25 protein-coding genes are annotated in these 26,438 nt (G+C 65.0%); 11 read left to right on the top strand and 14 right to left on the bottom strand.

All coding sequences use genetic code 11. The features are described from left to right. Positions 1 to 115: 115 nt before the first annotated feature. Positions 116 to 4,231: a bifunctional diguanylate cyclase/phosphodiesterase gene (locus tag AB7Z56_RS38515; RefSeq protein ID WP_441256771.1), complete on the top strand. Its 4,116-nt coding sequence runs from the start codon at positions 116 to 118 to the stop codon at positions 4,229 to 4,231. Here the strand turns inward: AB7Z56_RS38515 and AB7Z56_RS38510 are convergent. The 5 genes from AB7Z56_RS38510 to AB7Z56_RS38490 all read right to left on the bottom strand — a co-directional run bounded on the left by AB7Z56_RS38510 (position 4,205) and on the right by AB7Z56_RS38490 (position 10,042). Beyond that, a complete protein-coding gene (locus tag AB7Z56_RS38510; RefSeq protein WP_063985656.1) occupies positions 4,205 to 4,546 on the bottom strand; it encodes a hypothetical protein in 342 nt (113 codons plus the stop codon). The two genes, AB7Z56_RS38515 and AB7Z56_RS38510, sit on opposite strands and share 27 nt — an antisense overlap. Positions 4,547 to 4,769: 223 nt before the next feature. Further along, complete coding sequence (gene galE / locus AB7Z56_RS38505; protein ID WP_441256770.1) at positions 4,770 to 5,762, bottom strand: UDP-glucose 4-epimerase GalE; 993 nt, start codon at positions 5,760 to 5,762, stop codon at positions 4,770 to 4,772. Between the two features lie 19 nt (positions 5,763 to 5,781). Continuing rightward, on the bottom strand, positions 5,782 to 6,588 hold the full coding sequence (locus tag AB7Z56_RS38500; RefSeq protein ID WP_063985655.1) for a WecB/TagA/CpsF family glycosyltransferase: 807 nt from the start codon (positions 6,586 to 6,588) through the stop codon (positions 5,782 to 5,784). Further along, positions 6,581 to 8,959 carry an exopolysaccharide transport family protein gene (locus tag AB7Z56_RS38495; RefSeq protein WP_354098018.1) on the bottom strand — a complete coding sequence of 793 codons (2,379 nt, stop codon included), beginning with the start codon at positions 8,957 to 8,959 and terminating at the stop codon, positions 6,581 to 6,583. Before AB7Z56_RS38495 ends, AB7Z56_RS38500 begins: the two co-directional genes overlap by 8 nt. 282 nt (positions 8,960 to 9,241) lie before the next feature. Then, positions 9,242 to 10,042, bottom strand: coding sequence for a class I SAM-dependent methyltransferase (locus AB7Z56_RS38490; RefSeq protein WP_063985653.1), 801 nt, complete (start codon positions 10,040 to 10,042; stop codon positions 9,242 to 9,244). A gap of 396 nt (positions 10,043 to 10,438) precedes the next feature. On the opposite strand from AB7Z56_RS38490, the gene AB7Z56_RS38485 reads away from it, so the two are divergent. Continuing rightward, positions 10,439 to 11,467: a glycosyltransferase family 2 protein gene (locus AB7Z56_RS38485; protein WP_063985652.1), complete on the top strand. Its 1,029-nt coding sequence runs from the start codon at positions 10,439 to 10,441 to the stop codon at positions 11,465 to 11,467. 6 nt (positions 11,468 to 11,473) lie between these two features. On the opposite strand, the gene AB7Z56_RS38480 is transcribed toward AB7Z56_RS38485, so the two are convergent. Continuing rightward, positions 11,474 to 12,460, bottom strand: a complete 987-nt coding sequence (locus tag AB7Z56_RS38480; RefSeq protein WP_038942514.1) for a glycosyltransferase — start codon at positions 12,458 to 12,460, stop codon at positions 11,474 to 11,476. Between the two features lie 248 nt (positions 12,461 to 12,708). Between AB7Z56_RS38480 and AB7Z56_RS38475 the strand changes: the two genes are divergently transcribed. The 3 genes from AB7Z56_RS38475 to AB7Z56_RS38465 all read left to right on the top strand — a co-directional run bounded on the left by AB7Z56_RS38475 (position 12,709) and on the right by AB7Z56_RS38465 (position 16,439). Continuing rightward, positions 12,709 to 13,776: a glycosyltransferase gene (locus tag AB7Z56_RS38475; RefSeq protein WP_441256769.1), complete on the top strand. Its 1,068-nt coding sequence runs from the start codon at positions 12,709 to 12,711 to the stop codon at positions 13,774 to 13,776. 50 nt (positions 13,777 to 13,826) lie between these two features. Continuing rightward, positions 13,827 to 15,179 (top strand): O-antigen ligase family protein, encoded by a 1,353-nt coding sequence (locus AB7Z56_RS38470; RefSeq protein ID WP_283017735.1) that lies wholly within the window; start codon positions 13,827 to 13,829, stop codon positions 15,177 to 15,179. A gap of 117 nt (positions 15,180 to 15,296) precedes the next feature. Further along, a complete protein-coding gene (locus tag AB7Z56_RS38465; RefSeq protein ID WP_231143642.1) occupies positions 15,297 to 16,439 on the top strand; it encodes a GNAT family N-acetyltransferase in 1,143 nt (380 codons plus the stop codon). A 21-nt stretch (positions 16,440 to 16,460) separates the two neighbouring features. Here AB7Z56_RS38465 and AB7Z56_RS38460 read toward each other — a convergent pair whose 3' ends face one another. After that, positions 16,461 to 17,000, bottom strand: a complete 540-nt coding sequence (locus AB7Z56_RS38460; protein ID WP_063985649.1) for an RBBP9/YdeN family alpha/beta hydrolase — start codon at positions 16,998 to 17,000, stop codon at positions 16,461 to 16,463. 122 nt (positions 17,001 to 17,122) lie between these two features. Between AB7Z56_RS38460 and AB7Z56_RS38455 the strand changes: the two genes are divergently transcribed. Both AB7Z56_RS38455 and AB7Z56_RS38450 read left to right on the top strand, forming a co-directional pair. Further along, positions 17,123 to 17,599: an Lrp/AsnC family transcriptional regulator gene (locus AB7Z56_RS38455; RefSeq protein WP_063985648.1), complete on the top strand. Its 477-nt coding sequence runs from the start codon at positions 17,123 to 17,125 to the stop codon at positions 17,597 to 17,599. A 113-nt stretch (positions 17,600 to 17,712) separates the two neighbouring features. Continuing rightward, positions 17,713 to 18,597: a protein-L-isoaspartate O-methyltransferase family protein gene (locus AB7Z56_RS38450; RefSeq protein WP_063986712.1), complete on the top strand. Its 885-nt coding sequence runs from the start codon at positions 17,713 to 17,715 to the stop codon at positions 18,595 to 18,597. A 15-nt stretch (positions 18,598 to 18,612) separates the two neighbouring features. Here the strand turns inward: AB7Z56_RS38450 and AB7Z56_RS38445 are convergent, their stop codons facing one another. The 4 genes from AB7Z56_RS38445 to AB7Z56_RS38430 all read right to left on the bottom strand — a co-directional run bounded on the left by AB7Z56_RS38445 (position 18,613) and on the right by AB7Z56_RS38430 (position 21,140). Continuing rightward, entirely contained in the window at positions 18,613 to 18,831 is a 219-nt protein-coding gene (locus AB7Z56_RS38445; RefSeq protein ID WP_187388105.1) for a hypothetical protein, read from the bottom strand. Positions 18,832 to 18,875: 44 nt separating this feature from the next. Beyond that, entirely contained in the window at positions 18,876 to 19,475 is a 600-nt protein-coding gene (gene wrbA, locus AB7Z56_RS38440) for an NAD(P)H:quinone oxidoreductase (protein ID WP_063985647.1), read from the bottom strand. 163 nt (positions 19,476 to 19,638) lie between these two features. Further along, positions 19,639 to 20,337 (bottom strand): pirin family protein, encoded by a 699-nt coding sequence (locus AB7Z56_RS38435; protein ID WP_028147960.1) that lies wholly within the window; start codon positions 20,335 to 20,337, stop codon positions 19,639 to 19,641. 50 nt (positions 20,338 to 20,387) lie between these two features. Next, positions 20,388 to 21,140 carry an SDR family NAD(P)-dependent oxidoreductase gene (locus tag AB7Z56_RS38430; protein WP_441256768.1) on the bottom strand — a complete coding sequence of 251 codons (753 nt, stop codon included), beginning with the start codon at positions 21,138 to 21,140 and terminating at the stop codon, positions 20,388 to 20,390. A gap of 117 nt (positions 21,141 to 21,257) precedes the next feature. Between AB7Z56_RS38430 and AB7Z56_RS38425 the strand changes: the two genes are divergently transcribed. Continuing rightward, positions 21,258 to 22,196, top strand: coding sequence for a LysR family transcriptional regulator (locus AB7Z56_RS38425; RefSeq protein ID WP_028147962.1), 939 nt, complete (start codon positions 21,258 to 21,260; stop codon positions 22,194 to 22,196). Positions 22,197 to 22,325: 129 nt separating this feature from the next. Next, entirely contained in the window at positions 22,326 to 22,847 is a 522-nt protein-coding gene (locus AB7Z56_RS38420) for an REP-associated tyrosine transposase (protein WP_063985645.1), read from the top strand. Positions 22,848 to 22,975: 128 nt separating this feature from the next. Here AB7Z56_RS38420 and AB7Z56_RS38415 read toward each other — a convergent pair whose 3' ends face one another. Then, positions 22,976 to 23,233 carry a hypothetical protein gene (locus tag AB7Z56_RS38415; RefSeq protein WP_063985644.1) on the bottom strand — a complete coding sequence of 86 codons (258 nt, stop codon included), beginning with the start codon at positions 23,231 to 23,233 and terminating at the stop codon, positions 22,976 to 22,978. A gap of 150 nt (positions 23,234 to 23,383) precedes the next feature. Here AB7Z56_RS38415 and AB7Z56_RS38410 point away from each other — a divergent pair, with 150 nt between their 5' ends. Beyond that, a complete protein-coding gene (locus AB7Z56_RS38410) occupies positions 23,384 to 24,370 on the top strand; it encodes a tripartite tricarboxylate transporter substrate binding protein (RefSeq protein ID WP_063986711.1) in 987 nt (328 codons plus the stop codon). 95 nt (positions 24,371 to 24,465) lie between these two features. After that, entirely contained in the window at positions 24,466 to 24,819 is a 354-nt protein-coding gene (locus tag AB7Z56_RS38405) for a cysteine rich repeat-containing protein (RefSeq protein WP_063985643.1), read from the top strand. Between the two features lie 72 nt (positions 24,820 to 24,891). Here AB7Z56_RS38405 and AB7Z56_RS38400 read toward each other — a convergent pair whose 3' ends face one another. Then, complete coding sequence (locus tag AB7Z56_RS38400; protein WP_063986710.1) at positions 24,892 to 25,758, bottom strand: adenylate/guanylate cyclase domain-containing protein; 867 nt, start codon at positions 25,756 to 25,758, stop codon at positions 24,892 to 24,894. A 193-nt stretch (positions 25,759 to 25,951) separates the two neighbouring features. Next, positions 25,952 to 26,419 carry a YbaK/EbsC family protein gene (locus tag AB7Z56_RS38395; RefSeq protein WP_014491890.1) on the bottom strand — a complete coding sequence of 156 codons (468 nt, stop codon included), beginning with the start codon at positions 26,417 to 26,419 and terminating at the stop codon, positions 25,952 to 25,954. Positions 26,420 to 26,438: the final 19 nt, after the last annotated feature.

Raw genomic sequence — 26,438 nt, 5'->3', positions numbered from 1 at the left:
TCGCAGCTCATTCACTTTGATCGCGGGTTTGCAGCGCGCAATAACGACCACTTAGGCCGTCGCCGTTCATAAAGCACCCGGGAGAATTAGGCAGAAATGCCCGGGAGCTGAGACCGTGCAGACGACCCTCGCGCGCACCTTTGCAGCGTTGAGCGCCATCAACGAAGCGATCCTTTACGCGAAATCGCCGGACGAGCTGTACCAGAAGGTCTGCGACGCCGGGTTTTCGAGCGGAGACTTTTTGGCCGTTGCGGTTTTCCTGGTGGGGCCGGATGGCCGGCGGCTGTGCTTTGCGGCCGGTTGCGGCGATGACATTGCGCGGCTGCGTTCGCTCGAGATCACGACCGACTCCGGCACGCCCGAGGGAGCGGGTGTCGGCGGCGAAGCCTTTCGCAATCAGAAGCTGAGCATCAGCAACGACTACCTGAATGATCCTCGCTCGCTGGCGTGGCGCGAGGGCGCAGCCAAGGCCCACATCGGCGCGGCGGCTGCGCTGCCGCTGCTCTGCAACGGCAAGAGCGTCGGCGTGCTGTATGTGACCCGCAGGGAAGCCGGCTCACTGAACGAGCAGATGGTGTCGCTGTTCGAGCGCATGTCGGCCAACATCTCCTATGCGCTGGACAATTTCGCGCGCGAGACCGCGCGGCAGACCAGCGAGCTCGCGACGCGGCGGCTCAACCGCATGTTCGGCGCGCTCAGCGCGACCAACGAAGCCATCCTGCGTGCGAAGACCGAGCGGGAATTGTATCAGCTCGTGTGCGACGCCTCGGTGCACGGCGGCAAGTCGCTGGCGACCTTCGTTCTGCTGAAAGAGCAGGACTCGCATTGGCTGAAGCCTGTCGCCGGCACCGGCGAGAATCTGGAGATCGTGGCCCGGACCCACTACTCCGTCGACCCCGAGAATCCCTATGGTCGCGGCATTTCCGGCGAGGTGTTTCGAACCCAGAAGCCCCATGTCGAACGTGATCTCGCGCGTCGCACCAGGGGAACGCCGTGGGAGCAGGCCAATCTCAACACGGGTGTTGCCGCCTGCATCGCGGCCCCCCTGATCCGGAACGGCGAGAGCATCGGCGTCATCCTGTCCTTCCTCAGCAAGTCCTGGGCGAAGGATGAGGGGGTCGTCGCGCTCATGCTGCGCATCGCCGAGAACGTCTGCTTCGCGATCGACAATTTCGACCGTGAGGCCGAGAAGGCGCGGATCGCCGAGGAGGAAGACCGCCTGGCGCGCATGTACGCGGCACTGAGCGCGACCAATGAGGCGATCCTGCGCGCACGCTCGCGGGCCGAGCTCTTCGACCTCGTTTGCGAAGCGACGGCGAAAGGCGCCAAGTTCACCTCGGCCAACATCGCGCTCGTCGATCACGATGCCGAGCTGCTTCGCGTCGTTGCTTGCTACGGGCCGAACGCGGATATGGTCCGAAATTTCAAATTCTCCACGTCCGACCAGGTGCCTGAAGGCCGAGGGCTGACGGGAACCGCTTTCCGCACGCGCCAGCCCTGCCTCAGCAACGACGTGCTGTCCGACGACAGGATCAAGCCCTGGCAGGCCAATGCCCGCCGCAACGGCATCGGCTCCTCCGCGGCGCTGCCGCTGTTCAATGGCGACAGGGTCGAAGGCGTCTTCCTCTTCAACTCGCCGGAACGCGGCACGTTCACGCCAGAATTCGTCGAGCTGCTGCAACGGCTCCAGGCCAATGTCGCCTTCGCGCTCGAGAACTTCGATCGCGCCGACGAGAAGGCGAAGGCCGAGATGCAGCGCAACCGTCTTCGGGGCATGTTGGAGGCGCTGAGCGCGACCAACGAAGCGATCATGCGCGTGAAATCCCGCGCCGAGTTGTTCGAAGCCGTGTGCGAGGCCGCCGTGCTCGGCGGAACGTTCTCATCTGCCACCATCGCCTTGGTCGATCCGACGGCGCGCTTTCTCGACATCGTCGTCACCAAGGGCGAGTGTCGCAGTCACGTCGAGAACTGGCGTTTCGCGACGTCCGCCGATGAGCCCGAAGGACGGGGGCTCGCCGGCACCGCATTTCGCACCAAGGCACCCTGCGTCGCGAACGAGCTCCTCACGGACGTTCGTGCGACGCACTGGCGTCGAATCGCGCGGGATCAAGGGACGAAATCCGGCGGCTGCTTCCCGCTGCTGAAGAACGGCACCGATGCCGTCGGCGTCCTTCTGTTCCTTTCGCCGGACGAAGGCACCTTCACGCCTGACCTCATCCAGTTGCTGGGGCGCCTCGCGGAGAACGTCTCCTTTGCGCTCGACAATTTCGCCCGGGCCGAGGAGCGGTCACGGGCCGAGGCGCAGAAGGAGCGCCTGACGCGCATGTTCGCCGCGCTGAGCGCCACCAATGAGGCGATCGTGCGGGCCAAGTCGCGCACCGAGCTGTTCGAGCTGGTGTGTCAGGCCGCGTCCACCGGCGGCAAGTTCACATCGACGACCATTGCGCTGGCCAAAGCCGACAGCGACCAGCTCGCGATCGTCGCGGCCGCAGGGCCGTCTGCCGAAACCACGAGGAACGTTCGCCTCTCCATCGACGCCGACCGGCCCGAGGGGCGCGGCATGAGCGGCACCGCGTTCCGCACCCGGCAGCCCTGTGTCAGCAACGACTATGTCAACGACAGCCGTGTGAGCGCCTTCCACGCCGTCCTGCAAGGCGACGGCGCGCGCTCCGGCGCGGCGTTCCCGCTGATCACGCACGGCCAGCCCGTCGGCGTCATGATCTACATGTCGACCGAGCAGGAGACCTTCACGGCCGAGTTCGTCGAGCTGTTGCAGCGCCTCGCCGACAACGTCTCCTTCGCGATGGAGAATTTCGATCGCGCCGACGAGAAGAACGAGGCCGACGAGCGGATCGAATACCTCGCCTCGCATGACGGCCTGACCGACCTGCCGAACCGCGAGACCTTCAACGGGCTGTTGCGGGAGGCGATCGACGAAGCTCAGCGCCACGATCATCGTTTCGCGGTGTTGTTCATCGATCTCGACCGCTTCAAGGTCATCAACGATTCGCTCGGCCATGAGGCCGGCGATCTGCTCCTGCTCGAAGTGGGGAGCCGACTGCGCGGCGCGCTGCGGGAAACCGACGTTGTCGCACGCCTTGGCGGCGACGAGTTCGTGGTGATCCTCGACCAGTGCGGTGAGATCGACGATGTCCAGCGCATCGCGACCGGGCTTCTCGTGGCGCTCGCCGAGCCCATGGAGCTGGCCGGCCACGAATGCCACACCACGGCCTCGATCGGCATCGCGATGTATCCGGCCAACGGCTCCGACGTTCAGACGCTGACCAAGAACGCCGACATGGCGATGTATCTCGCCAAGGAGGACGGCAAGAACGGCTATCGCTTCTTCTCCAAGGAGGTGAAGACGCAGTCGATCGAGCGGCTGTCGCTCGAGAGCGCGTTGCGCCGGGCGTTGGAGCGCGAGCAGTTCTCGCTGAACTACCAGCCCAAGGTGGACATGGAGACCGGCCAGATCACCGGCGTGGAAGCGCTGCTGCGCTGGACGCACCCGGATCTCGGCAGCATCTCGCCGGCCCAATTCATTCCGCTTGCGGAAGAGACCGGGCTGATCGTGCCGATCGGCCGCTGGGTGGTGAAAGAGGCCTGCGCGCAGGCCATGGCCTGGCAGCGTCGTGGCCTGTTGCCGGTGTCGATGGCGGTCAACCTGTCGCCGCGGCAGTTTGTCGACGAACATCTGTTGCAGGACGTCGACGAGGCGCTGGCGGCGTCCGGCATGTCGCCGGTACTGCTCCAGCTCGAGGTCACCGAGAGCATGATGATGCGCAATGTCGGTCGTGCGCTGAAGGTGCTCGACGCCATCCAGAGCCGCGGCATCCGCCTCGCCATCGACGATTTCGGCACCGGCTATTCGTCGATGTCGCTGATGAAGCATTTTCCGATCGACACCATCAAGATCGACCGCTCCTTCGTGCGCGACCTGCCGCAGGATTCGGAGGACCAGGCGATCGCGCAGGCGATCATCAGCATGGGCAAGGCGCTCGGCATGACCGTGGTCGCCGAAGGCGTCGAGAACGCCGAGCAGGAAGCGTTCCTGCGCGCCCATGGCTGCGACGAGATGCAGGGCTTCCTCATCTCCAAGCCGGTGCCGGCGCGGCAGATGGCCGAGCTGCTGCGGCCGATGGAGCTGCCTGTCGCGCCGCCGCTCCAGCCGGAGCCTGACCTCGCTGCGACCGAAGCCGCGGCGTTACGGCTGAAACGCGCTGTCATCTGACGGCTGCGGGTGCAGTTCGCGGACGTTGTCTTGCTTGATGTCCGCTTTGCGCGGAAAATCATCCGGCCAGGGCTGCGAGGTTTGCTCGGCGAACAGCTCAAGGAGGGCATGCGCACCTTCGGCAAAGCTTGAGCCGTCGCCGAGGCCCAGCTCACAACACCAAACCTGTCGCATCGGCTCGTGCGCGTCGACCACCGCCATCGCCGGTCCCCACCACCAGGCCGGTGCGGGCGAGCGTTCGTCCTCCGGCACGGCGTGCCATAGGACGAGCTCGTCCATCACGCGCTCGAATTGCAGGCTTGCGGCCTGATGCATTCGCTCCGTGCTCCCTGGGCCGCGCCTGAAAGCAGGCCGATGCCCGGACTCGATCGTGGCCTTCGCTGTGAAGAACAGGCTCGCGCTATTGGCGGAGCCTCACATGCCGCTTCCATTGGCGGCCATAAGAGCAACATGCGGCGGTCGGGACATGCGCCGCCGCCGGCTGTGATCATCTCTTTAGCCGCTCGGGGGCCCGACCGGCAAGCCGTAATACGGGTGTCTAGCGCGTCCTGAGCGGATGCGCTGTCTGGTGCCAGGCCCAGGCAGTCCGGATCACCGTCGGCAGGTCGGAATGGCGCGGCACGAAGTTCAGCACTTTTCGCGCGGCAGAGGCATCGGCGACCAGATAAGTGGGATCGCCGGCGCGACGCGGCTTCATGGTGTGCGGCACCTCGCGCCCGGTCTCCTGCCTGATGGCGTTCAGGATCTCGCGGACCGAAAAGCCGGAGCCGGTGCCCAGATTGAAGGTGCCGCCGGCATGTCCCGTTTCCAGGAGCTTCAGTGCTGCGACATGCGCCGCAGCGAGGTCGGTGACGTGGATGTAGTCGCGGATCGCGGTGCCGTCCGGCGTGTCGTAGTCGTCGCCGAACACGGCGAAGTCGACATGGCCCTGGAGCGCCATCATGGCGCGCGGAATGAGATGCGTTTCGTTGTCACGCAATTCGCCGATGCCGCCGGCCGGGTCGGCGCCGCTGGCGTTGAAATAGCGCAGGCAGAATGCGCCGAAGCCATAGGCTGCGCGATAATCGGCGAGCATGCGCTCGATCATCCATTTCGACGCGCCGTAGGGATTGATCGGCGCGCAGGGGAAGTCCTCCGGCAGCTCCTTGGAATCGGCGTTGCCGTAGACGGCGCCGGTCGAGGAGAACACGATGCGCTGGCAGCCTGCGTTGCGCATCGCCTGCAGCAGCGACAGCGTGCCCTGGACGTTGTTGATGTAGTATTTCTGCGGGTCGGTCATGGACTCGCCGACGAGGCTTGCCGCCGCGAAATGCATCACCGCCGTGACCTTGTGGTCGGCGAAGGCGCGCGCCAGCGCGGCGCCGTCGAGCAGGTCGCCCGTCACCAGCGGACCGGCGACGAAGCTGCGATGACCTGTCGAGAGATTGTCATAAACGACGGGCTGATAGCCGGCGGCAGACAGTGCGCGGCAGGCATGCGAGCCAATATAGCCCGCGCCCCCTGTGACGAGGACGGTCGGTCGGTCGGTCATGTCGTCTTCTACTCTTCTCTCAGCGATTGGAAGGCCGTTTGCGGCTGAAGAGAAGATAGAGCGCACGAGGGTTGGTGGTCAAATAGCGCCAGAGCAGGCGGCGCGGCTCGAGCCATGTGCGCCAGGCCCATTCGAGTCCGATCTTCTGCATCCACTGCGGCGCGCGGGACCGGCTGCCCGATAAAAAGTTGAACAAGCCGCCGGATGTCTTGATAACGCCAACATTGGTCAGCAGCGGCGTGTATTGCTCGACGAATGCCTGCTCGTTGGGCACGCCGAGCGCGACCCAGAGGTAATCCGGCGCGAGCGCGTTGATCTCCTCGACTTTCGCGCGCAGGGCGTCGCCGCGCAGATAGCCGTGGCTGTACCCGACGATCTTGAGGTTCGGATACAGCCGCTGGACATTCGCGACCGCCGCGGCGTTCTCTTCCTCGCTGGCACCGAACATGTAGAAAGTGCGGCCGACGGCTTCGGCCTTGCGCGCGACCACGTGGAACAAATCGGTGGTGGCGACGCGCTCCGGCAGCGGAAACCAGGATTGCAGCTTTGACGCCGCGACCAGCGGCTGGCCATCGGCGTTGATGAGGTCGGCGCCGCGGAACAGGCGTTCGGTCTCCGGTTCGGTCGAGCAGCGCGCCAACACCTCGCCATTGGCCGAGGTCAGGTGCAGCGGACGGCCGATGCGATGTCTGGGATCGGTGGCCTCGATCATGAAATCGGCAGTTGCTTCCAGGTCGAGCGCGGCCATGCGAAGGCCGCCGATAGTGATCCGCGGCACGTCGGCGGTTGCGGCCCGGCCGTCCAGATTGACGCGGCGCTCAAGCATATTGTCTGCCTCGCTGGCGCGCTTGAGTTGCGGGGGTGAGCTCGTCGAGCACGACGCCGACGAGCTTGCGCTCGGCGCGGCCGAGCGTGTTCAGGATTTCTTCCAGGCCGTCGTTGATGTCGAGGCTGGTCGGCAGCACTGCCACCAGCGCGTCGGCGTCGTCGAGCAGCTTGCGGCTGGCTGCACCAAGCGGCGTCACGGGGCCGTCGAGGATCACGAGATCGTAGCCGCCGGCGGCGCGCGCCTGCTCGATGGCCTTGCGCATGGCCTCAGTCGCCTTGCCGGCATCGCCGTCGGCGGCCGGCAGCACCGAGATGCCGTTGACCGTCTTGATCTCGCGCGAGGCCTTGCTGCCGATCGAGAGCCAGCCGAGCCGGCTTGGCTCGCTCTTGCCGGGGCGGCTCACCTTGTTCGAGAGCGAGTGTGCCTGATGGTCGGCATCGATCATCAGCACGCGGGCGCCGTCGCGCGCGGCCGCGAGTGCGAAATTCAGCGCGGTCACGCTGCGCCCGGTGGTCTCGCCCGCGCCGACCAGCGCGATGACCGGCATGGCCTTGCCGCCGGCACGCCCGGCCACGGCAGTGCGCATGTCGCGCCAGGCGTTGAGCAGCGTCGTCAGCGGAAAGCCGGGGCGGAGCGTCGGCCAGCCCAGCCGGGTCAGATCGACGCCGCCACCGGTGGCGAGGATGGCGCCGAGCGTGTGAATGACGTCGGCCTCCTGGAGGCGCGCGATCAGCGGCTTTCCGATCAGCGTGTTTTCGTCCATCTCAGGCTGCAGCGATGGCGCGGCTAGCTCCGGTAGAGATTGCGCAATTTCCGGAGCTCGCGGAGCCGGCTGCGGCTGGGCTGCTTCCGGTGTCCGCGAAATCTCCGGCGCTCGCGGAGCCCGCGGTGCCGGCGTGCGCTCACGACGGGCCGGTGTGGGCGCTGCCGGCGCGGTCGCACCGGCGGACAGCAGCTCGGCCGCGACGAACCAGCTTGCAGCAGCGAGCGCACCGAAGATGAAGCCGATCATGGCAAACATGCTCATCGCCGGCGGGAACGAGCGCCGCTGCGGCACGGTGGCTTCGCCGATGACGCGGGCCGCCGAGGTGTTCAGGGTCTCCTGCTCCTCGGTCTCGCGCGAGCGCTTGAGGAAGGACTGATAGACGTCGCGGCTTGCATCGGCCTCGCGTTCGAGCTCGCGCAGGCGCACGGCGGCCTGGCTGAGCTGAACGCTCTGCCGCTTCTGCGCTTCCAGGGCCCGGTTGAGCGAGGCTTCAAAGTCGCGGGCGCGTGTCAGATCGTTCTTGGCGGACTGCGCGAAGCGATCGATCTCTTCGTTGATGGTGCGCTTGAGATCCTCGACCTGCTTCTCGGTCTGGCGCAGCGCCGGATGCCGCGGGCCGAGCTCGCCGGCCTGCTCCGCATATTTCTTGCGGGCGTCGGCATATTGCGCGCGCAGGTTTGCGATGGTAGGCGATTGCAGCGCTTCCGAATTCGCGCCGGCATCGGCAGCGGTGCGCCGGCTCGCTTCGATCTGGTCGAGCCGCGCCTGTGCGTCCATCGTCGCCGCGCGGGCCGCGGAAAGCCGCTGGTTGCTGGCGGAGAGCTGCTGGTCGCTGATCAGCGCGTCCTGGGTGCCGACGAAATTGTTCTGGGCCTTGTAGGTGGCGAGCGCGGTCTCGGCACTGCGCAGCCGCTCGCGCAACTCCTTGAGGCGGCCGGAGAGATCGTTGGTGGCGCGTCGCGCGGCCGAAGCCTGCGAGTTGCGGGATTCGGCGAGGTAGGCATTTGTCAGCGTGTTGGCGAGCATCGCCGCTTTCGCCGGATCGGTCGACCAGACCTCGATGTCGACGATGAAGCTCTTCTCGGTCTTGCGGACCGTGATGTGCCTGTTCAGCGCGTCGAGCGCCGCGAGCTGCACTTCCTTCGTCTCCGCGGCGGAGGGCGCGCGGGGCTGAAGGCCGATCAGGCCGAGCAGCGACGACATCAGGCTCCTGGCGTCACCGCCGCCGCCGAATTCGGGATCCTTGTCCAGATTGGCCTGCTGGATCACCTGGAGCAGCACGCTGTTCGAGGTAATCAGGCGCGCCTGGCTCTCCACCACCATGGCCATGCCGGAGACGTCCTGCGCGCGCGGCGTGAGCTCGCGATCGACGAGCTGAAGCTCGCGCGGGTCGACATAGAGCTGGGCGGTGGCGGTGTAGCGGGGCGTCACGCTCTTGCCCGCGGTGACGGCAAGCGTCGCGCCGAGGAGCGCGGCAGCGGCAATCGCGATCTTTCGCCGCCAGAGCAGATTGACGAGCTCCAGCACGTTGAAGCCGGCTTGAGGCCTCTGCTGCGGGGCCTCCGGTCCGGCCCGATCTATCGGCTGGTTGTAGTCAAGCATAGTCCCCAGCTTTCATTCCAACGACCGCGGGCTGAGGGGTTACTCTTCGCTTTACGCCACGCACCCGGGATATAGATGCCCAATCAACGCAACAGGGAAAATTAACCATACTCATTGAGGGACTATTCACCGAAATGGCAAACAAAGCGTTTAAGCGCATGCCACTCTTCGACGCGTCGCGATGACGCTGAGGTCCCCAAGGAATTAACGGTTCGTTACCGCGCGCAGCGATGCCGCAAGGCTTCGCTCGTCCCGCGATGGACCGCGCGCGTGCCATGATCGTCAGCGCTTCCTCAGAATGACGTGGTAATCACCGCGGCGAACGTCGATCCTGCCCGGCAGCACGGCGTTCATCACGGCGGCGCCGGCATCGACCAGAGCGGCGAACAGCGGCTTGCGCCGGCGCATCTCGGGATAGCGCGGACTCTCGACCTCGCGGCGGTAGATCATCTCGAGGCCGTTGGCCGCGGCGAATGTTTCGAGCCGCGGCAGCGTCACCAGCGGATGGAAGAAGGTCGGGAACGGCGGCTCGCCGGGCAGGCCGGCATCCTTGATGCCTCGGATATTCCGGTAGAACCAGACATGAAACCAGTGCGGCGAGTATTTGGTGACGACGCCCGACAGCGAGCGCGGATTGGGTGCGCCGATCAGGATCATTCCACCGGGCTTGAGTGCGTCGCGGAAATTCAGGAGCGCGGCATCGACATGGGGCAGATGCTCGATCACGTTGTAGCAGATCACCAGATCGAAGGTTTCGCGTCCAAAGCTGTAAGTCTGCACGTCGCCTAGGATCGCCTCGTCGGCGTAAGTGTTGTTGCGGACCTGATCCTCGTCGATGTCGACGACGGTGACCTTGCTGCGGTTGAGCAGCTCCGGTGGCAGAACACTGCACGAGCCGCCGCCGGCCTCATAGGTGGCGAGCTGGCCCTGCGGCAGCTCGCGGCGGAGCACGTCGTGGACGGCGAGCAGGCTGTCGCGGGCTTCGCCGGGGACCAGATCGTGCAGCGCCTGGGTGCGTGCCGTGGCCGTTGGGATTTGGATCGCCGTGGCTGTCGCGAAATCGATCGAGGCTGGCTTGTTCATTTTTTCTGACCGCGCTTGTTCGACTCAAATTTACAGGAAAAATCTCGCATGCCCGAAGAGCAAATCCGGTGCCGGGCCGCTTCACCGGTCGCGGTGCTTACGGTCGGGTTAATGCGGGCAGGCGTTAACTACGGCATTGTCCATGTTGCGCTGTTGTGCGCGTGATGGACTGCGAATTGCACTATCACGTATGCAGGGACTTGCAGGAGAAACGCGCAAAAGCGGTTAAGTGTATGGAGGGCGGGAGATCGGCGGCGTTGCGCCGTCGCGAGCCTCGGGCCCGCCGTTCATTTTGGGGCTGATATGTCCCGCGGCGATGTGCCGTCGCAGGACAGCGCCGATTGCTGCGCGATTGACGCAGGGCTTTTTCAATACATATCGGACATCTAGGATGCCATGACGCTGATCCCGACAGACCTTTCCGCCAGCCGGATCTCGGATGCCGTGCGCGATCCCAACCGGGAGATCGCGGCGAGCTCCCGCGTCATCGACCTGTCGGTCGGCATCGTCGTCTGCATTCCATGCTTCCGCCGCCCGCACCATCTGCGGCTGACGCTGGACTCGCTCGCGAGCCAGCGCACGCCGCGCTCCTTCGCGGTGGTCATGGTCGAGAACGACGCGGTGGGGCGCGAAAGCACGCCGGTTGCCGCGGAGTATCTGGCCGACGACCGGCTCCAGGGCGTTTGCCTGGTCGAGAAACGGCAGGGCAATTGCCAGGCGATCAACGCCGCCTTCGAGACGGCCCAGGCGCTGTTTCCGGCCGCGACCCGCTTCCTGATGATCGACGACGACGAGATCGCCTCGCCCGACTGGCTCGAGCTGATGGTTCGCACCGCGGAGGCGACCGGCGCCGACGTGGTCGGCGGGCCGGTGCTGCCGGTCTTCGACGACGACAGCAAGCCCTGGCTGGCACGTCATCCCGCCTTCTGCCCCGCATATGATTACAGCGGCGCGGTGCCGCTGATCTATGGCTGTGGCAACTGCCTGATCACGCGCGCGGCGTTCGAGCGGTTCGATCGTCCCGCCTTCGACCTGCGCTTCAATTTCCTCGGCGGCGGCGATTGCGATTTCTTCGTGCGGTGCCGCGATGCCGGCATGATCTTCCACTGGACGGCAGAGGCGGTCATCACCGAGACCGTGCCGCAAAGCCGCACCAGCCTCGGCTGGATCGCCAAGCGCAGCCTGCGTATTGGCGCTATCAATTATCGCGTGCAGTACAAGGCCGCACAGAGCGCAGGCGCGCGGGCGCGGGTGTTCGCGCAGATGCTAGGACGGCTGCCGCTGTCGCTGGTGCGCTCGGCCCGTCTGCTCGCGACATCGAAGGCCGTCGTCGCCATGCATCCCGCGCTGGTCGCGCTTGGCTCAATGCTCGCGGCGCTCGGCTTCGCTCCGAAGCCCTATGAGGCCTCGAAAATCGTGTCGTGACGCGGGTTAGATGCCCAAACGGGCGAGGGCGACCCTGACCGCGGCGCGGGGCAGCGATTTGAGCGAGCGCCGGCCGACCATCCCGAGATAAGCCAAGGCGTCGCGATATCTGCCGAAGCGGACCGCCTGCATCGCCGAATAGGTGACGAGATGGACCTCGGCGGCCTGGCGCAGCCCGGCCGCCGTACCCTCGGGCAGTCTCGCCAGGATCAGCCCATCGTCGAACACCCGCGCGATCGCAGGGAAGAAGTCCTTCGGCGTCCGCACCGCCGCATTCATGGTGTTGGCGGTGTGCAGGCGATAGTCGAGCAGGAGCTTTGGTGCGAACTCGAACTCGCCGATAGCGGCGAGGCGGCACCAGCAATGCCAGTCCTCGCAATATCTGAGGGACGTGTCGAAGCCGCCGATGGCGCGGAACGCCTCCGCACGTGCGAGCGCGATGCCGCCATTGACGATGAAATTGCCGGCCGCGAGCCGCGCCAGCACGTCGCCTGACGGCTTGCGGCGTCCCTTCAGCAGGCCCCGCCGGCCAATCTGCCGTCCTTCGCTGTCGATCGTGTTGTAGTCGCCGTAGACGAGAACCGCGCGCGGAGCACCGCGGGCCGCCGCCAGCAGCGCCGCCACCGCGCCGGGGCGCAGGCGGTCGTCGGCATCGAGGAAGAGCAGCCATTCGCCGCTCGCATATCGTGCGCCGAGATTGCGCGCGGCGGATACGCCGGCGGAGTCGTTGGTCATCAGGCGCAGCCGCGGGTCACGAATGGCGCGGACAATGGCCGTGGTGGTGTCGCTCGAGCCGTCGTCGACGACGATCACTTCGGTGATCTCGCCTTGCGCCAGTGCGCTGGCGAGGGTTTCGCCGATATAGGCCGCAACGTTCTTGGCGGGAATGACGACGGACACCGATGTGGTTGAGCCGGCCGGCAGCGGGAGACGCGGCGCCGGAACGACGCGCGAGGTAGCCGGCAAATCGAGAACATCTTCGGCAGTGATCAGGGCCACGGCTCGCCTTTAAGGGTCTGTTAACCAGGGCGCATCTGCCGACTGGCATTGCGATCAATCGCGACATTGGCCCGCCGCGAATGATACTCGCATTACGGCCAAATCGTTGTCGCGAAGGCCTGCGTGTTTCTGGTTTCGTAGATTAGCGTTAAGCCGCGGGCATTAAGCCTGTCGCAAATTTGGAAGAGTGCGACAGCGGGTCCCATGCGAGAATGCGGACCTGTTTGCCGCGGATGGATCTAGTGCCCGCAAAGACGTTCGAACACGACCCCGATGCCATGGTCCTCAACCTCTTCTACGAGGACAAGGACGATCGCTGGTTTCCCGGCGACCGGCATCTGCGGCGCATGGCGCGCCGGATGCTGCTCGGTGAGCCGCGCATGAGCGGGCAGCTTCGCGTGTTCCTCAATCTCTGCGCAGGGCTCGACCGGCTCGGCATCCGCTACCGCGTTAACGATTACGGCTACATCGCGCAGCATCCCGACGAACTCGCCTGCATCATCGGTCGCACCTTCCTGCTCGACAAGTTCGCGTGGAAGAATCCGATCCTGCTCGGCGTCGCCGCCCACAATCATCCGCTGGACGATCCTGATCTGTTCAAGCGGCTGCCGGTGAAGAAGGTCGTGGTGCCCGGCCCTTGGTACGTCGACATGTACCGGCCGTACTGGCCCGACACGGAGGCCTGGCCGATCGGCATCGACACGGATCTCTGGGCGCCGTCGGCGCCGTCGCAAAAGACCGTCGACGTCCTGATCTACGACAAGGTCCATTGGGACCGCGAGCGCTATGCGCCGGAGCTGATCGAGCCCGTCCGCGCCCGGCTCCTCAAGGAGGGCCGCTCGTTCACGGAATTGCGCTACGGCAGCTACAAGGAAGAAGACTATCAGGCCGCGCTGGCGTGCTCGCGCGCGATGATCTTCCTGTGCCAGAACGAGAGTCAGGGCATCGCCTATCAGCAGGCTCTGTCCTGCGGCGTGCCGGTATTCGCCTGGGATCCCGGCGGCCCGTGGCGTGACCCGGATTATTATCCGCACCGCGTCCGGTTCGCACCGGTGTCGTCGGTGCCGTATTGGGACAACCGCTGCGGCGCCAAGTTCATCGACATCGGGGGGTTCGAGGCTGGCTGGGACCGTTTCTGGGCCGGCTGCACCGCTGATGCGTTCGATCCGCGCGGCTTCGTGCTCGACAATCTCACGCTGGAGCAGCGGGCGCTGCAATATTACGAGATCGCGCGCAGCATCGTGCGGCCGCAGGCGGCAACGCAGGCCTCGGCCCTATTGGTTGACGGATGCTTAACAAGGATGGGCTAGACTCAAAGCGTCCCCGGCTTCACCACCTGCCTTGAGCCATGGATCGAAGCATGGATCGCAGCGCCGCTGACATGACCGACGTGGAGACCCGAACGCTGGGCCGCGTCCTGCACGATGGGCTCGCGGGGCTGAATGCCGCGCGGGCGGCGCGCTGCCTCGTCGCGGTTGCGGCGCTGCTGCTGGTGCTGATCACGCTCGATCCGTTTCCTGACCTTCGCAACGAGGATGTGACCACGGTCGTCGGCGGGCGCATGGCGCTCACCTATATCTCCTGGGGTCTGCTGGCTGCGGTCGCGATGTTGTTCGTCGCCGCCACCGATGCGCCTGCGCTGAAGAGCCTGGTGACGCCGCTGCATCTTTGCCTCGTCGGCTGGCTGTTGATCAACATCGTCTTCTCCGAGAGCCGCGGCGTTTCGATCCAGCGCTTCGTGCTGGCGGTCAGCGTGACGTCGCTCGCCATGCTGTTGCCATTGCTGCCGCCGACACAGCGGGCTTTCAACCTGTGTCTAGGCGGCGCCGCGCTCGTGCTGCTGGTGCTGTGCTATCTCGGCGTCTTCCTCGCGCCGCAATATTCGATGCACACCGCGCTCGATCTCACCGAGCCGCAGCTTGCCGGCGACTGGCGCGGCAGCTTCGGCCACAAGAACATCGCTTCGCCGGTGATGACCATCCTGGTCTATGTCGGTATTTATCTCTGCGGCGTCGGCTCGTTCGTGATGGGGCCCGCGATCGCCGCGCTTGCCGGCATCTTCCTGATCTACACCGGCGGCAAGACGTCGACGGTGCTGTGCCTTGCGATCTACGCGCTCGCCTCGCTGGTCTATGCCACGCCAGGCCTGTGGCTGAAGCGGCTCATCTGCTTCGTGCCGCTGATCGTGATGAACCTGCTGACGGTCGGCAGCGTCTTGAGCCCGGCGCTCGGGGCGCTGACGCGGCTGCTTCCCCTCGATCCCACCTTCACCGGCCGGTCCGCCATCTGGGAATTCGCGCTCGCGGCCGTCGCCGAGAAGCCGATCATCGGTCACGGCTATGCGGCGTTCTGGGACGACGTGACCGCGCGGCAGACCGCCCAGGGGGCCGAATGGGCGACGTCCGCGGCGCACAGCCACAACAGCTATCTCGACCTCGCGGTCACCATCGGCCTGCCGGGGCTGATGCTCGTGATCCTCGTCTTCGTGCTCGCACCGCTCGGCAATTTCCAGTCGGCCCAGGCTCACAACCGTAGTCGCGCGCTGGCAAAACTGTTCCTCACCGTATGGCTGTTCGGCCTGTATTACGGGGCCACCGAGACGTTCCTGCTCGAACGGCAGAATCCGATCTGGTTCATGTTCGCGCTTGCAGTGGCTGGCCTGCATTTCCTCGCCAGGTTCCAGTGCGTCGAACAGACGGAACCGGAGCGCTGACAGCTTGTCGCAGCCGGAGCGATAGTGATGTTGGCTTAACGATAAGCCGTTACGTCACTTGTGGTCTGCGACAAACATAATCTATCTGGAAACATTCAGTAATCGCATGTCCCGCGGATGACGTTTCTCAGCGTCGAGCAATCAGATGGTCTTGTGTCCAGCACGTCGGGAATCGCTGTCGATTTCGTGCGTGACTGGCGGCAGGCCGCATCGCGCCTGAGCGTGGGGCATCGCACCGCATTCCAGCACGGTTACTGGCTCGGCGCATGGTACGAGGCGTTTCACGGCTTTGCACCGCTGATCGCATTGATCTCCGATGCCGCGACCGGCAAGGACATCGCGGTGGTGCCGATGATCAGCCACATCAGGCGCGGCATCCGCATCGTCGAATTCGCCGACCTCGGCGTCTCCGACAACAACGCGCCGATCCTGGCGCTCGATGCCGCGTTGGACGCTGCGGCGACGGATGCGATCGGCAGGGCGCTGGTCGACGCGGTGCGCGCCTTGCCCGACTGCTTCGATCTGCTGCGGCTGAAGAAGATGCCGGCCCATGTTGGCGACAAGCCGAACCCGCTGGTGTCGCTCGGACGGATCGGATCCTGCTCGCTCAACGGCAACCTCGTGCTGACGGGCGACGACTATGAAGCCTATCGGGCCTCGATCAAGCGCATGCAGATGCCGCGCTGCTGGCGGGTCTTCAGCCGTCATGCCGGCGCGCGGTTCGAGATCGCCACGGATGTCGCGCGTGCGCGCGAGATGCTGGACGTGATGGATGTCCAGCAGCAGGCCCGCATGCGAAAGCTCGGCTCGCGCTTCGTCCTCAACGACGACGCTCATGCCCGGTTCTATCGCGAGGTCACCCGCCAGGGTATCGCGGAGGGCTATGCCGTCATCTCGGCGCTGGTCTGCGACGAGGCCGTCGTCGCCACCACGTTCGGTGTCAGGTTTGGTGCGAGCTATTTCCTTCTGCGTATCAGCCACGCCGCCGATTCATGGCCGAACTGCTCGCCGGGGCTGCTCGTCACCGAACGGACCATGGCGGCGCTGCATGCAGAGGGCGTGCGCCGTTTCGATCTGAGCATCGGCAACCAGGACTACAAGCGCCGCTTCGGCGCCGAGAAGGTCGCGTTGACCGATGTCAGCATCGCGCTGTCCTGGCGCGGCGCTCCCTATGCATGGCGCGACCATACCGCGCAGAACCTGCGTCGCTATCCCAGGCTCGCCGCCTTCGCCAGCAGGGCGATACGCAAGATGCGGTGACGGAGGCCGTCAGTACGCGCGTCATCTCGAAAGGCCGGCACTGAAGGCGTCCAGCAGCGCGCGACCCTGCGGCCAGTCGCCGAGCCCGCTCGACGCATTGATGTGGCCAAGGGCGCCCAGCACGATCAGACCGGACTTCCAGGCACGCGCCCGCTGCTGCGTCTTATCGAGCCTGCCAAAGGGATCGTCGGTGCTGGCGATGATGAGCGAGGGGAAGCGCAGCGTGCGGTCCGGCACCGGCTTGAACGCAGCCGCCTCCGCGGGAAAATTGGCGCCATCGGGATCGGGCACCGCGACCAGAAAAGCACCCGCGATCGTGGATGGGAAGCGCGTGGCCCAGTGCGCCACCAGCAGGCAAGCGAGGCTGTGTGCGACCAGCACCGGCGGTTTCGCGCAGCGCCCGACCGCCTGCTCCAGGGATTGCTCCCAATCGGCGAGCTCCGGCCGGTCCCAGCTCGCCGGCTGAAACCGCGTGAAACGTGTATCGTTGCGCTCCCAGAGTGTCTGCCAATGAGTTTCTGCGGAGCCGCCGAGGCCGGGCAAGGTGATGATGTCGTGCATGATCGTCCCGTGATATCTGAGATGCACGTGCAGTGTGGCCGGTCTTGGCGCTGCGTCACATGGCAAGTCATCGGCGAAAGAGATCATCTGCCGATGATCTCAAGGTGGAATGGAGAATTGTCTTGGATCGCTTCGGAAGCATTGACACCAAGGATCTGAAGATCCTGGAGGCATTGCAGGTCAATGCGCGCGTGCCGCTGTCCGAGCTCGGCCGTTCCGTCGGGCTGTCTCAGCCGGCCATCTCCGAGCGCGTGAAGCGGCTCGAGGAAGCCGGGATTATCGAAGGCTACGGCGCCCGCATCAATCCGCGCGCGCTAGGGCTCGGCCTGATGGCGCTGGTCCGCCTGCGCACCTCGCATGAGCACATCAAGACCTGCCTCAAACGGTTCGGCGAGATTCCGCACATCGTCGAAGTCCATCGCGTGACCGGCGATGATTGCTTCGTGCTCAAGGTGCTGGTTCCGGCGCCGGAAGATCTGGAGACGATCGTGGATCGTATCGCCGGCTTCGGCACTGTGACGACCTCGCTCGTGCTGCGGAGCGAGCCGGCGCGACCGATCGGTAAAGACCTCATCAGGAAGAAGACCGAACGCGGTTGAGGCGTGGCCCGCGCGATCGACACGTCACCGGGCTGTCACAAAGCCTTCGATTGCGCCGAGCTTCGATGATCGCGCGCGTTGTGCTATCGTCGCCCCCGCTTTCCGGAGGCGACATGGAAGATCGTTCGGCGAAATATCGCGCATTCTATGCGCAGTTGATCTGCGCTGCGGCCAAGACGACGGATCCCCGTATCGAGCAGGCCTTTAGCACGGTCAGGCGCGAACCCTTCGCCGGACCCGGACCGTGGTCGATCTCCGTCGGTGGCCATCCCTATGTCGTGACGCCCGACGATGATCCCGCCTTCCTCTATCAGAACACGCTTCTGGCGCTGGATCCGGCGCGCGGCCTCAATATCGGGATGCCGGGCGCGCACGCCTATTGGCTCAGCGGCTGCGGTGTGCGGGAAGGCGAGACGGTGATCCAGATCGGTGCGGGCAGCGGCTACTACACGGCCCTTCTCGCCGAGCTCACGGGACCTTCGGGCCGTGTCCATGCCTATGAGATCGACGAAGGCCTGGCGGCGCTCGCGCGCGAAAATCTGAAGGACATCCCGCATGTCGAGCTGGAAGATCGCTCGGGCATCGCGTCCGATTTACCGGGAGCGGATGTGATCTATGTCTGTGCGGGTGCGGCGCAGCCGGCCACGGAATGGCTCGATGCGCTGCGGCCCGGCGGCCGGCTGGTGTTTCCGTTGGCGCCGGAGGGCATGCTCGGTGGCATGTTGATGATCACGCGCCCGGACGAGGGCACGGTCTGGCCGGCGAAATTCCTGAGTCGAGCCCAGTTCATCGGCTGCGCGGGACTGCAGGACGCGGATGCCGGCCGGCGATTGGCCGAGGCGTTCGCGAAAGGATGGGAGAGCGTACAGTCGCTGCGCAGAGGCGGCGCTCCGGACGAGACGTGCTGGTTTGCCGGTGAGGGCTGGTGGCTTTCGACGGCTGCAGCACCCGTTCCGACGGATTCAATCAAGCCCCACGCCGACCTCACGCAGGCGTGACGGACCGCTCGCGCCTTACGATTTCGCGCACCCGGCGCAATGCAACCGGCCGCGCGAGGCGCGGAACAGGCTGCGGCAATACCAGCGCCGCGCCAATGCTTGCGCAGGCCTGCGGATCATCTGCGCGATCAACAAGAGTTCGAAAGCCATTCGTATCGCTTTGGTCAAATATCCCGACCACGTAAATGGGGCGGCGTTCCCGAATGAGAACGCCGCCCGCGTCGCATCAGCCATGCAGTCGTTCGTGCATAAAGCCTAACTGCGCTCAGCCATGAAGTTCAGCCATGAAGTTTCTTGGCGGTCTCCGCGATCTGGCGGCCCTGATAGCGCGCGCCGGCGAGCTCGTTGGCGCTGGGCTGGCGGCTGCCGTCACCGCCGGTGATCGTGGTGGCGCCGTAGGGGGCGCCGCCGGTGACCTCGTCGAGCTTCATCTGGCCGGCAAAGCCATAGTTCAGACCGACCACGACCATGCCGAAATGCAAGAGGTTGGTGATGATCGAGAACAGCGTCGTCTCCTGGCCGCCATGCTGGGTCGCGCTCGCGGTGAAGGCGCCACCGACCTTGCCGTGCAGCGCGCCCTTGGCCCAGAGCCCGCCGGCCTGGTCCAAGAAGTTCGCCATCTGCGAGGCCATGCGGCCGAAGCGGGTGCCGGTGCCGACGATGATCGCATCGTAATTGGCGAGGTCCTCGATCTTGGCGACGGGCGCAGCCTGGTCGACCTTGTAGTACGAGGCCTTGGCGACCTCGGCCGGCACCAGCTCAGGCACGCGCTTGATGTCGACGGTGGCGCCGGCCTCGCGCGCGCCTTCGGCGACGGCATGGGCCATCGCTTCGATGTGGCCATAGGCGGAATAATAGAGGACGAGAACTTTGGTCATGGTGGTCTCCGTTGGGATCGATGTTGACTGTTTGTGGGGGACGTCATGTCCGGGCAGAAGCGCGAAGCGCGTCTTCGCGCTAGATGTCCCGGGCATCCACGTTCTTGTGCGCCCATGGTGGGGCGTGGATGGCCGGGACAAGCCCGGCCATGACGGATAGCGCTTAAGCCGCGTCGACGAGCACGAGCTCGGAATCTTCCAGAGCCGTGATCTTCAGCCTGTCCTCGTCGCGGATCGCGGCGCCGTCGCGGGCATTGACGCGCACGCCGTTGATTTCGACCGCGCCTGCCGCTGGCACGAGATAAAGGTGGCGCGACTTCTGAGCTGAATACTCAGCCGTTTCGCCGGCCTTGAGCGTGGTCGCCAGCACCCGCGCGTCGGCGCGGATCGGCAAGGCGTCCTTGTCGTTCTCGTCGCCGCTGGCGATGGTGACGAGCTTGCCGGAACGGTCCGCCTTCGGAAACGGCTTCGAGCCCCAGGTCGGCTGGCCCCCGCGCGCCACAGGCTCGATCCAGATCTGGAAGATGCGGGTCTTGGTCGGCTCCAGATTGTACTCGGAGTGGCGGACACCGCTGCCCGCGCTCATCACCTGCACGTCGCCCGCTTCGGTGCGGCCCTCGTTGCCGAGGCTGTCCTGATGGGTGATCGCGCCTTCGCGCACATAGGTAATGATTTCCATGTTGGCGTGAGGATGGGCGGGAAAGCCGGTGTTCGGCGCGATCTCGTCGTCGTTCCACACCCGCAGGGCGCCATGACCCATGTTGTTTGGGTCGTAGTGGCTGGCGAAGGAGAAATGGTGCTTGGCCTTGAGCCAGCCGTGATCGGCGCCGCCGAGCTTTGCGAAAGGTCTGAGTTCGATCATCTGCGTAATTCCTTTGTGTGATCCTTTGGGTTGAACGGGTGGCGCCTTGATCAGGCGCCGAACCCGCCGTCGACGTTGAGCACTGTGCCGGTGACGAAGGAGGCTTCCGGGCTTGCGAGGAACACGACGCCGGCGGCGACTTCCTCGGGGCGGCCGAAGCGCTGCAGCGCGTGCTGCTTGCGCTGCGTCTCGGCGAACTCGCCGCCGTCCTTCGGGTTCATGTCGGTGTCGATCGAGCCGGGCTGCACCACGTTCACGGTGATGCCGCGCGGGCCGAGGTCGCGTGCCGCGCCCTTGGTGTAGCCGACGACGGCCGCCTTGGTGGCGACGTAGTCGGCAAGCCCCGGGAACGAGGCGCGGTCGGCGAGCATGGAGCCGACGGTGACGATGCGGCCGCCTTCGCCCATCAATTGCGAAGCAGCGCGGATCGCCGCGATCACGCCGTGTACGTTGATGGAATCCTGCCGCTCAAGCGCGGCCGTGTCAGCCTTCGCATCATCGATAGCTCCGCCCGCGGCAACGCCGGCATTGTTGACGAGGATGTCGAGATGGCCGAATTCCTTGGCGACGTCGTTGACGAGCTGCGTCACGTCCTTGGCCGAGGCTTGGTCTGCCTTGAAAGCGCGCGCCTTGACGCCGCGGGCCTTGAGCTCGGTAACGACCGCCTCGGCCTTTTCCGGCGAGGCGACATAGCTGATGGCGACATCCGCGCCTTCATCGGCGAGAGCGCGGGCCGAGGCCGCGCCGATGCCGCGCGAGCCGGCGGTGACGAGGGCAACCTTGCCTGAGAGCTTCTTGGTCATTGGATTTCTCCATTCCTGAATGTCTGATGACCCTTGGATAAGCCTCCGTCTGTGGTATAGAAATAGAAACTGTTGAAACGCATTGTTTCCTGAAATACCCCAATTGGACCGGCGCACATGGCAAAACTCCCCGATTTCGAGGCGCTCGCGATTTTCGCAAAAGTCGTGGAATTACGGTCGTTTGCGGGGGCCGCGAGCGAGCTCGCGATGTCCAAGGCAACGGTGTCCAAGGCGGTCACGCGGCTGGAGGAACGACTCGGTGCCCGGCTGTTCAACCGCACCTCGCGGCGGCTGGCGCTGACCGATGCCGGGCACAAGCTCGCCGAACGCGCCACGCGCCTGCTCGTCGACGGCGAGGCGGCCGAGAACGAGGCGCTGGCGCAATCGGTGGCGCCGCGCGGCCTGGTCCGGCTCGCTGTGCCCATGACGTTCGGGATCAAGGCGGTGGCGCCGTTGCTGCCGGAGTTCTTCGAAACCTATCCGGAGGTCTCGGTCGATCTGCATCTGAGCGATGCGACGATCGATCTGATCGGCGAGGGTTTTGACATGGCGGTGCGGATCGCGCGGCTGCCGGACTCTTCGCTGATCGCACGGCGGCTCTTCACCATGCCGCGCTTCACGGTGGCGGCGCCGTCCTACCTCAAGAAACATGGCCGGCCGACGCATCCGATGCATCTCGCCGAACACAAATGCTTCAGCTACGCCTATCTCTCCACGCCCAATGTCTGGAACTACACCAATTCGGCAGGCGAGCAGGCCAGCGTCCGTCCGGGCGGACAGCTTCGCGTCAACAACGGTGAAGCGGTGATGCCGGCGCTGATCGCCGGTCTCGGCATCGCCGAGCTGCCCGAGTTCATCGTCGGCGAGGCGATTTCGTCCGGCGAAGTCGAGGTGATCCTGAAAGACTGGAAGCAGGCCGAAGGCGCCGTGCATCTGGTCACGCCACCCGGCGGCCCGCGCCCCGCACGCGTCGAGGCGCTCGGCGATTTTCTCGCGGCGAAGCTGCCGGGCACGTGCAAGCGGCGGCCGAAGAAAGGTGTCAACAAAGCGGGGTAGATCCCTTGGTGGGCACGGCGCGTTGCGCCTTTGCCCACCCTACGTGATCTCGCTAGTCTATCCTGCAAACGGCTATCGTAGGGTGGGCAAAGCGAAGCGTGCCCACGCCTTTGCCTGATGGGATCGCAGATGTCTCGATATCGGCGCACACAAGGCAGCACATTCTTCTTTACGGTCGTGCTCGCCGATCGTTCAAGCACTCTGCTCGCGGATCATGTTGATCGCCTAAGACGAATTTACCAAACCGTTCAGCAGCGCCGACCGTTCGAGACCGTCGCGATCTGTATCCTGCCCGACCATCTCCATGCCATTTGGTCGCTCCCGAAGAATGATTCCGACTTTTCGTCGCGTTGGAATTTGATCAAGGGCGGTTTCTCGCGAGGATTGGAAGCGCAGGAGCGCTCGGCAAGCAAGTCACTCAAGCGCGAGAAGGGAATTTGGCAGCGCCGCTACTGGGAGCACGCGATTCGAGACGACGCGGACTTGGAGCGCCACGTCGATTACATCCACTTCAATCCAGTGAAGCATGGCCTCGTCACGCGTGTGCGCGATTGGTCGCTCAGCAGCTTCCATCGCTACGTCGACCAAGGCACTCTCCCCGTGGATTGGGGAGGGGATATGCGGGATATCGCGGGGCAGTTCGGAGAATGATGGTGGGCACGGCGCGCGAAGAGCGCGCCTTTGCCCACCCTACGAGATCTCGCTCGTCGATCCTCCGCACAACTATCGTAGGGTGGGCAAAGCGAAGCGTGCCCACCATTTCAGATTACGACTTCCGATCACGACACCTTCACGCCGTTGATCGCGACAATGCGCAAGGCTGGCTTCAGCGTCTCCTCCAGCTGCGACTTCAGTTCATGAACACGCGGGTCGTTCGAGCGCGCCGCGCAGGCGGTGTATTGATGGACCGATTGCGCCAGGGCGCGCCGCGCTTCCGGCGTTCGCGTCAATTCGGGCTTTGAAAGCCGCAAGACGATCGCTGCGAGATTCACCAGCATCTCGTCCAGGGCGACGTCGATGGTCGCAAGATTCCGCATCACTCACTCCCTCAAGAGGGCAACAGCGGGTTCACGGAAGCGTTCCGGGCCGGACCGAACATGGTCAATACTTCGTAAACGCCTTGTTCTTGCCGCTCGGCCGGTTAGGCTGCCAGCGAAACAAAGATAATCGGGGGCGAGGGGACTATGATGGATCGACGCGATCTCTTGCGCGCCGCTGCGGCATTGCCGTTGTTGCGGGCTGCTTTACCTGACAAGGCCTTCGCGCAAGCCTATCCGGTGCGCAACATCACCATGATCGTGCCGTTTCCGGCCGGCGGCCAGGCCGATCTCGCGGCGCGCCCCGTCGCGATGGCGCTGGAGCGGATCCTCGGCAAGCCCGTCATCGTCGACAACCGCGCCGGTGGCGCCGGCGGATCGGTCGGCAATGCCGCGGCGGCGCGCGCAGAGCCCGACGGCTACACGCTGCTGATGACGCTGTCCTCGCTCGCGGTGCTTCCCGAGGCCGACCGTCTGTTCGACCGACCCGTTGCCTACGAAGTCTCGCAGTTCATGCCGATCGCGCGCGTCCTCGCCGATCCCACGCTGCTCGCGGTGCCGGCCTCGGCGCCGTGGAAGACGGCGCAGGATTTCGTCGAGGATGCGAAGAAGCGGCCGGGCCAGATCACTTACGGCTCGTCCGGTCCTTACGGGACGCTGCATGTCGCGATGGAGATGTTCGCGAGCAGCGCCGACATCAAATTGCTGCATGTTCCGTTCCGCGGCGCGGGCCCGGCGCTGACCGCGCTGCTCAGCGGCACCGTGCAGGCGATAGCAGCCGCGCCCGGTACCTTGAAGCCGCAGGTCGACGACGGCAAGCTGCGCGTGCTCGGCAATTGCGGCGCACAGCGCATCGCGAGCTTCCCCGACGTTCCGACCTTTCAGGAGCTCGGCTACAAGGACGTCGAGATGTACATCTGGGCCGGGCTCTTTGCACAGAGCGCTCTTCCTGCGCCGGTCGCGAGCCGCCTGCGCGAAGCGATGGCGAAGGTGATGACGAGTCCGGATGTGCTCAGGAGCTTCGAGGCCTCGGGCAGTCTGGCCGCCTATCAGGACGCGCCGGCATTCTCGCAATTCGTGGCGACGGACAGCGCGCGGCTGATCGCGGCGGTGAAGAAGATCGGCAAGGTGGAATAGGTTCCCGCCGCATTTTCACATTTTTTTGTTGGTTCAGAACCTGACCGCGTCTCATTGATTGAAGACAAATCAAGGGAATCGAGAAGGATCGGGATATGCGAACAGAGCGGATTGCGCTGGGTCTGGCGCTTGCAGTCAGCGGCATCGTCGCGCAGGGCGCGGCGTCAGCCCAGGACTATCGCGGCACAATGGAACAGCAGATGGCGTGCACGCCGGATGTCTGGCGCCTGTGCAGCGACCAGATTCCGGATACGAACCGCATTGTGGCCTGCCTGCAGCAGAACACGCCGCAACTTTCGAGCGCATGCCGGGCGGTGTTCCAGTCGAACAACCAGGCCCAGCCGCAGCAGCCGGTCCCGCGCGGCCGGTCTGTGCCGCCGCCGCGCTACAACAATGCGCCGCCGCCTGTCGCCGCGCCACCACGTCCCTATGATGATGACAACGACTAGAGCATGATCCGGAAAAGTGTGATGCGATTTTCCGAAGAGGTCATGCTCAAGTCATAACCTGAAGCGACCGTCTCACTCCCGACTCGTTTGGCGCTCCCGCTTGCTGTTCGGCTCGGGTCGCTGCCGGAGCGCTGTCCGCAAGAGGGCACCGAAGAGCAATGCTGCGACTGGCCAATGGAACCAGATCTTGTGCATGCCGGTGAAAACGTTGATCAGAATCAGAAAGCCCGAAACCGTGAGGGCCACTGCAACCGGGCGGGGCAGCTTCGCCAGCCAATCCGAGACGAAGCCCATCCAGGTGGATGGCTCGTGCCTGCTGTCAATCCATCGCGCGCCAGTTTCCGAATCTGCAACTGCCCGCCCCTGGGAAGGGAGGCTTTCGTCAACCGGGAAGCTCCGTCGCCCAGCGCTTTGGCCGCTCATGGCCACGCGATAGCTGGTCATGGGAGCAACGTTCTTCATTGGTCGCTGGCCGAGACAGTCGAAGCCAACGGACAATTTGTTGTGCACCTGATCGTAGACGGAGCTTGAGATCACAACGCCGCCGGGTTCGGCGAGCTCTTGCAGCCGCGACGCGATATTGACTCCGTCGCCGTAGATGTCGGACCCGTCCACCATCACATCGCCGAGGTTAATGCCGATGCGAAACCGCATCGGGTTCGCGTGAGGTGGGTCCGAATCCTGGTTGGAAATTTCCTGCTGAATTTCGACCGCACATTGCACGGCCTCGACGACGCTGGCGAACTCGGCGATCACAGCATCGCCCCAGGTATTCACGATCCGGCCGTCATGACGCTCCACCAGTCCCGCAAAGGCAGTGCGGTAGCGGCGCAGCGTCTCCAACGTTCCGGTCTCGTCTGCCTCCATGAGGCGAGAATAGCCCTGCACGTCAGCGCACAGGACGGTGGTCAATCGTCGTTTCACCTTGTCGTCGGTCATGGTCCATATGGTAGCCTCCCTGACCGGCAATTGCATCAGGCATCGCATCTGGCCCCATCGCGGCTCAACGACCGGTCGTCCAGTCCCGAAACCGTCATACCCGTGCAACGAATGCAGCCAGCCAGGTGCCAAAACCGACCTGGCGTGAGGTCTGCCTCCGCGCCGTGGTTCACGAGGACAGGCCGGAGCCGCCTTAAGGCCTGTGCTCGCAGACGTCGACCCATTCGGCCGCGGTGAGCTCCGCCATCCGCTCGGGTGTGATGCGCACGGCGCTGTGGGTCGAGCCTGCGGCCGGCACCACCACGTCGAACGCCTTCAGCGACACATCGCAATAAATCGGCAGCGGTGACTTCAGTCCGAACGGGCAGACGCCGCCGACCTCGTGGCCGGTGATCTCGGCAACCTCCTCCAGCCCCAGCATCTTCGGCTTGCCGCCGAACGCAGCCTTGACCTTCTTGTTGTCCATGCGCGAGGTGCCGGCGGCAACGATCAGGATCACACGCTCGCCGATGCGCAACGACAGGGTCTTGGCGATCCGGCCGGGCTCGACGCCATAGGCTTCGGCGGCCAGCGGCACCGTGGCCGAGCTGATCGGGGATTCGATGACGGAGATGTCGGGGGCTTTCTCGGCGAAGAAGGCGCGAACGGATTGAAGGCTCATTCCAAACAGCTCATTCCAG

It is taken from the genome of Bradyrhizobium sp. 482_C4_N1_8 (assembly GCF_052075965.1).
Lineage (GTDB): Bacteria > Pseudomonadota > Alphaproteobacteria > Rhizobiales > Xanthobacteraceae > Bradyrhizobium > Bradyrhizobium barranii.
The sequence above is the reverse complement of the archived record's forward strand: the minus strand, read 5'-3'. Positions and strand labels throughout refer to the sequence as shown.

What these genes read in the sequence shown, in the direction of transcription:
- AB7Z56_RS38510 (WP_063985656.1), bottom strand. Translation starts at nt 4,546, where the DNA reads ATGCATCAGGCCGCAAGCCTGCAATTCGAGCGCGTGATGGACGAGCTC.
- galE (WP_441256770.1), bottom strand. Translation starts at nt 5,762, where the DNA reads ATGACCGACCGACCGACCGTCCTCGTCACAGGGGGCGCGGGCTATATT.
- AB7Z56_RS38500 (WP_063985655.1), bottom strand. Translation starts at nt 6,588, where the DNA reads ATGCTTGAGCGCCGCGTCAATCTGGACGGCCGGGCCGCAACCGCCGAC.
- AB7Z56_RS38495 (WP_354098018.1), bottom strand. Translation starts at nt 8,959, where the DNA reads ATGCTTGACTACAACCAGCCGATAGATCGGGCCGGACCGGAGGCCCCG.
- AB7Z56_RS38490 (WP_063985653.1), bottom strand. Translation starts at nt 10,042, where the DNA reads ATGAACAAGCCAGCCTCGATCGATTTCGCGACAGCCACGGCGATCCAA.
- AB7Z56_RS38485 (WP_063985652.1), top strand. Translation starts at nt 10,439, where the DNA reads ATGACGCTGATCCCGACAGACCTTTCCGCCAGCCGGATCTCGGATGCC.
- AB7Z56_RS38470 (WP_283017735.1), top strand. Translation starts at nt 13,827, where the DNA reads ATGGATCGCAGCGCCGCTGACATGACCGACGTGGAGACCCGAACGCTG.
- AB7Z56_RS38465 (WP_231143642.1), top strand. Translation starts at nt 15,297, where the DNA reads ATGACGTTTCTCAGCGTCGAGCAATCAGATGGTCTTGTGTCCAGCACG.
- AB7Z56_RS38460 (WP_063985649.1), bottom strand. Translation starts at nt 17,000, where the DNA reads ATGCACGACATCATCACCTTGCCCGGCCTCGGCGGCTCCGCAGAAACT.
- AB7Z56_RS38450 (WP_063986712.1), top strand. Translation starts at nt 17,713, where the DNA reads ATGGAAGATCGTTCGGCGAAATATCGCGCATTCTATGCGCAGTTGATC.
- AB7Z56_RS38445 (WP_187388105.1), bottom strand. Translation starts at nt 18,831, where the DNA reads ATGGCTGATGCGACGCGGGCGGCGTTCTCATTCGGGAACGCCGCCCCA.
- wrbA (WP_063985647.1), bottom strand. Translation starts at nt 19,475, where the DNA reads ATGACCAAAGTTCTCGTCCTCTATTATTCCGCCTATGGCCACATCGAA.
- AB7Z56_RS38435 (WP_028147960.1), bottom strand. Translation starts at nt 20,337, where the DNA reads ATGATCGAACTCAGACCTTTCGCAAAGCTCGGCGGCGCCGATCACGGC.
- AB7Z56_RS38430 (WP_441256768.1), bottom strand. Translation starts at nt 21,140, where the DNA reads ATGACCAAGAAGCTCTCAGGCAAGGTTGCCCTCGTCACCGCCGGCTCG.
- AB7Z56_RS38425 (WP_028147962.1), top strand. Translation starts at nt 21,258, where the DNA reads ATGGCAAAACTCCCCGATTTCGAGGCGCTCGCGATTTTCGCAAAAGTC.
- AB7Z56_RS38420 (WP_063985645.1), top strand. Translation starts at nt 22,326, where the DNA reads ATGTCTCGATATCGGCGCACACAAGGCAGCACATTCTTCTTTACGGTC.
- AB7Z56_RS38415 (WP_063985644.1), bottom strand. Translation starts at nt 23,233, where the DNA reads ATGCGGAATCTTGCGACCATCGACGTCGCCCTGGACGAGATGCTGGTG.
- AB7Z56_RS38410 (WP_063986711.1), top strand. Translation starts at nt 23,384, where the DNA reads ATGGATCGACGCGATCTCTTGCGCGCCGCTGCGGCATTGCCGTTGTTG.
- AB7Z56_RS38405 (WP_063985643.1), top strand. Translation starts at nt 24,466, where the DNA reads ATGCGAACAGAGCGGATTGCGCTGGGTCTGGCGCTTGCAGTCAGCGGC.
- AB7Z56_RS38400 (WP_063986710.1), bottom strand. Translation starts at nt 25,758, where the DNA reads ATGACCGACGACAAGGTGAAACGACGATTGACCACCGTCCTGTGCGCT.
- AB7Z56_RS38395 (WP_014491890.1), bottom strand. Translation starts at nt 26,419, where the DNA reads ATGAGCCTTCAATCCGTTCGCGCCTTCTTCGCCGAGAAAGCCCCCGAC.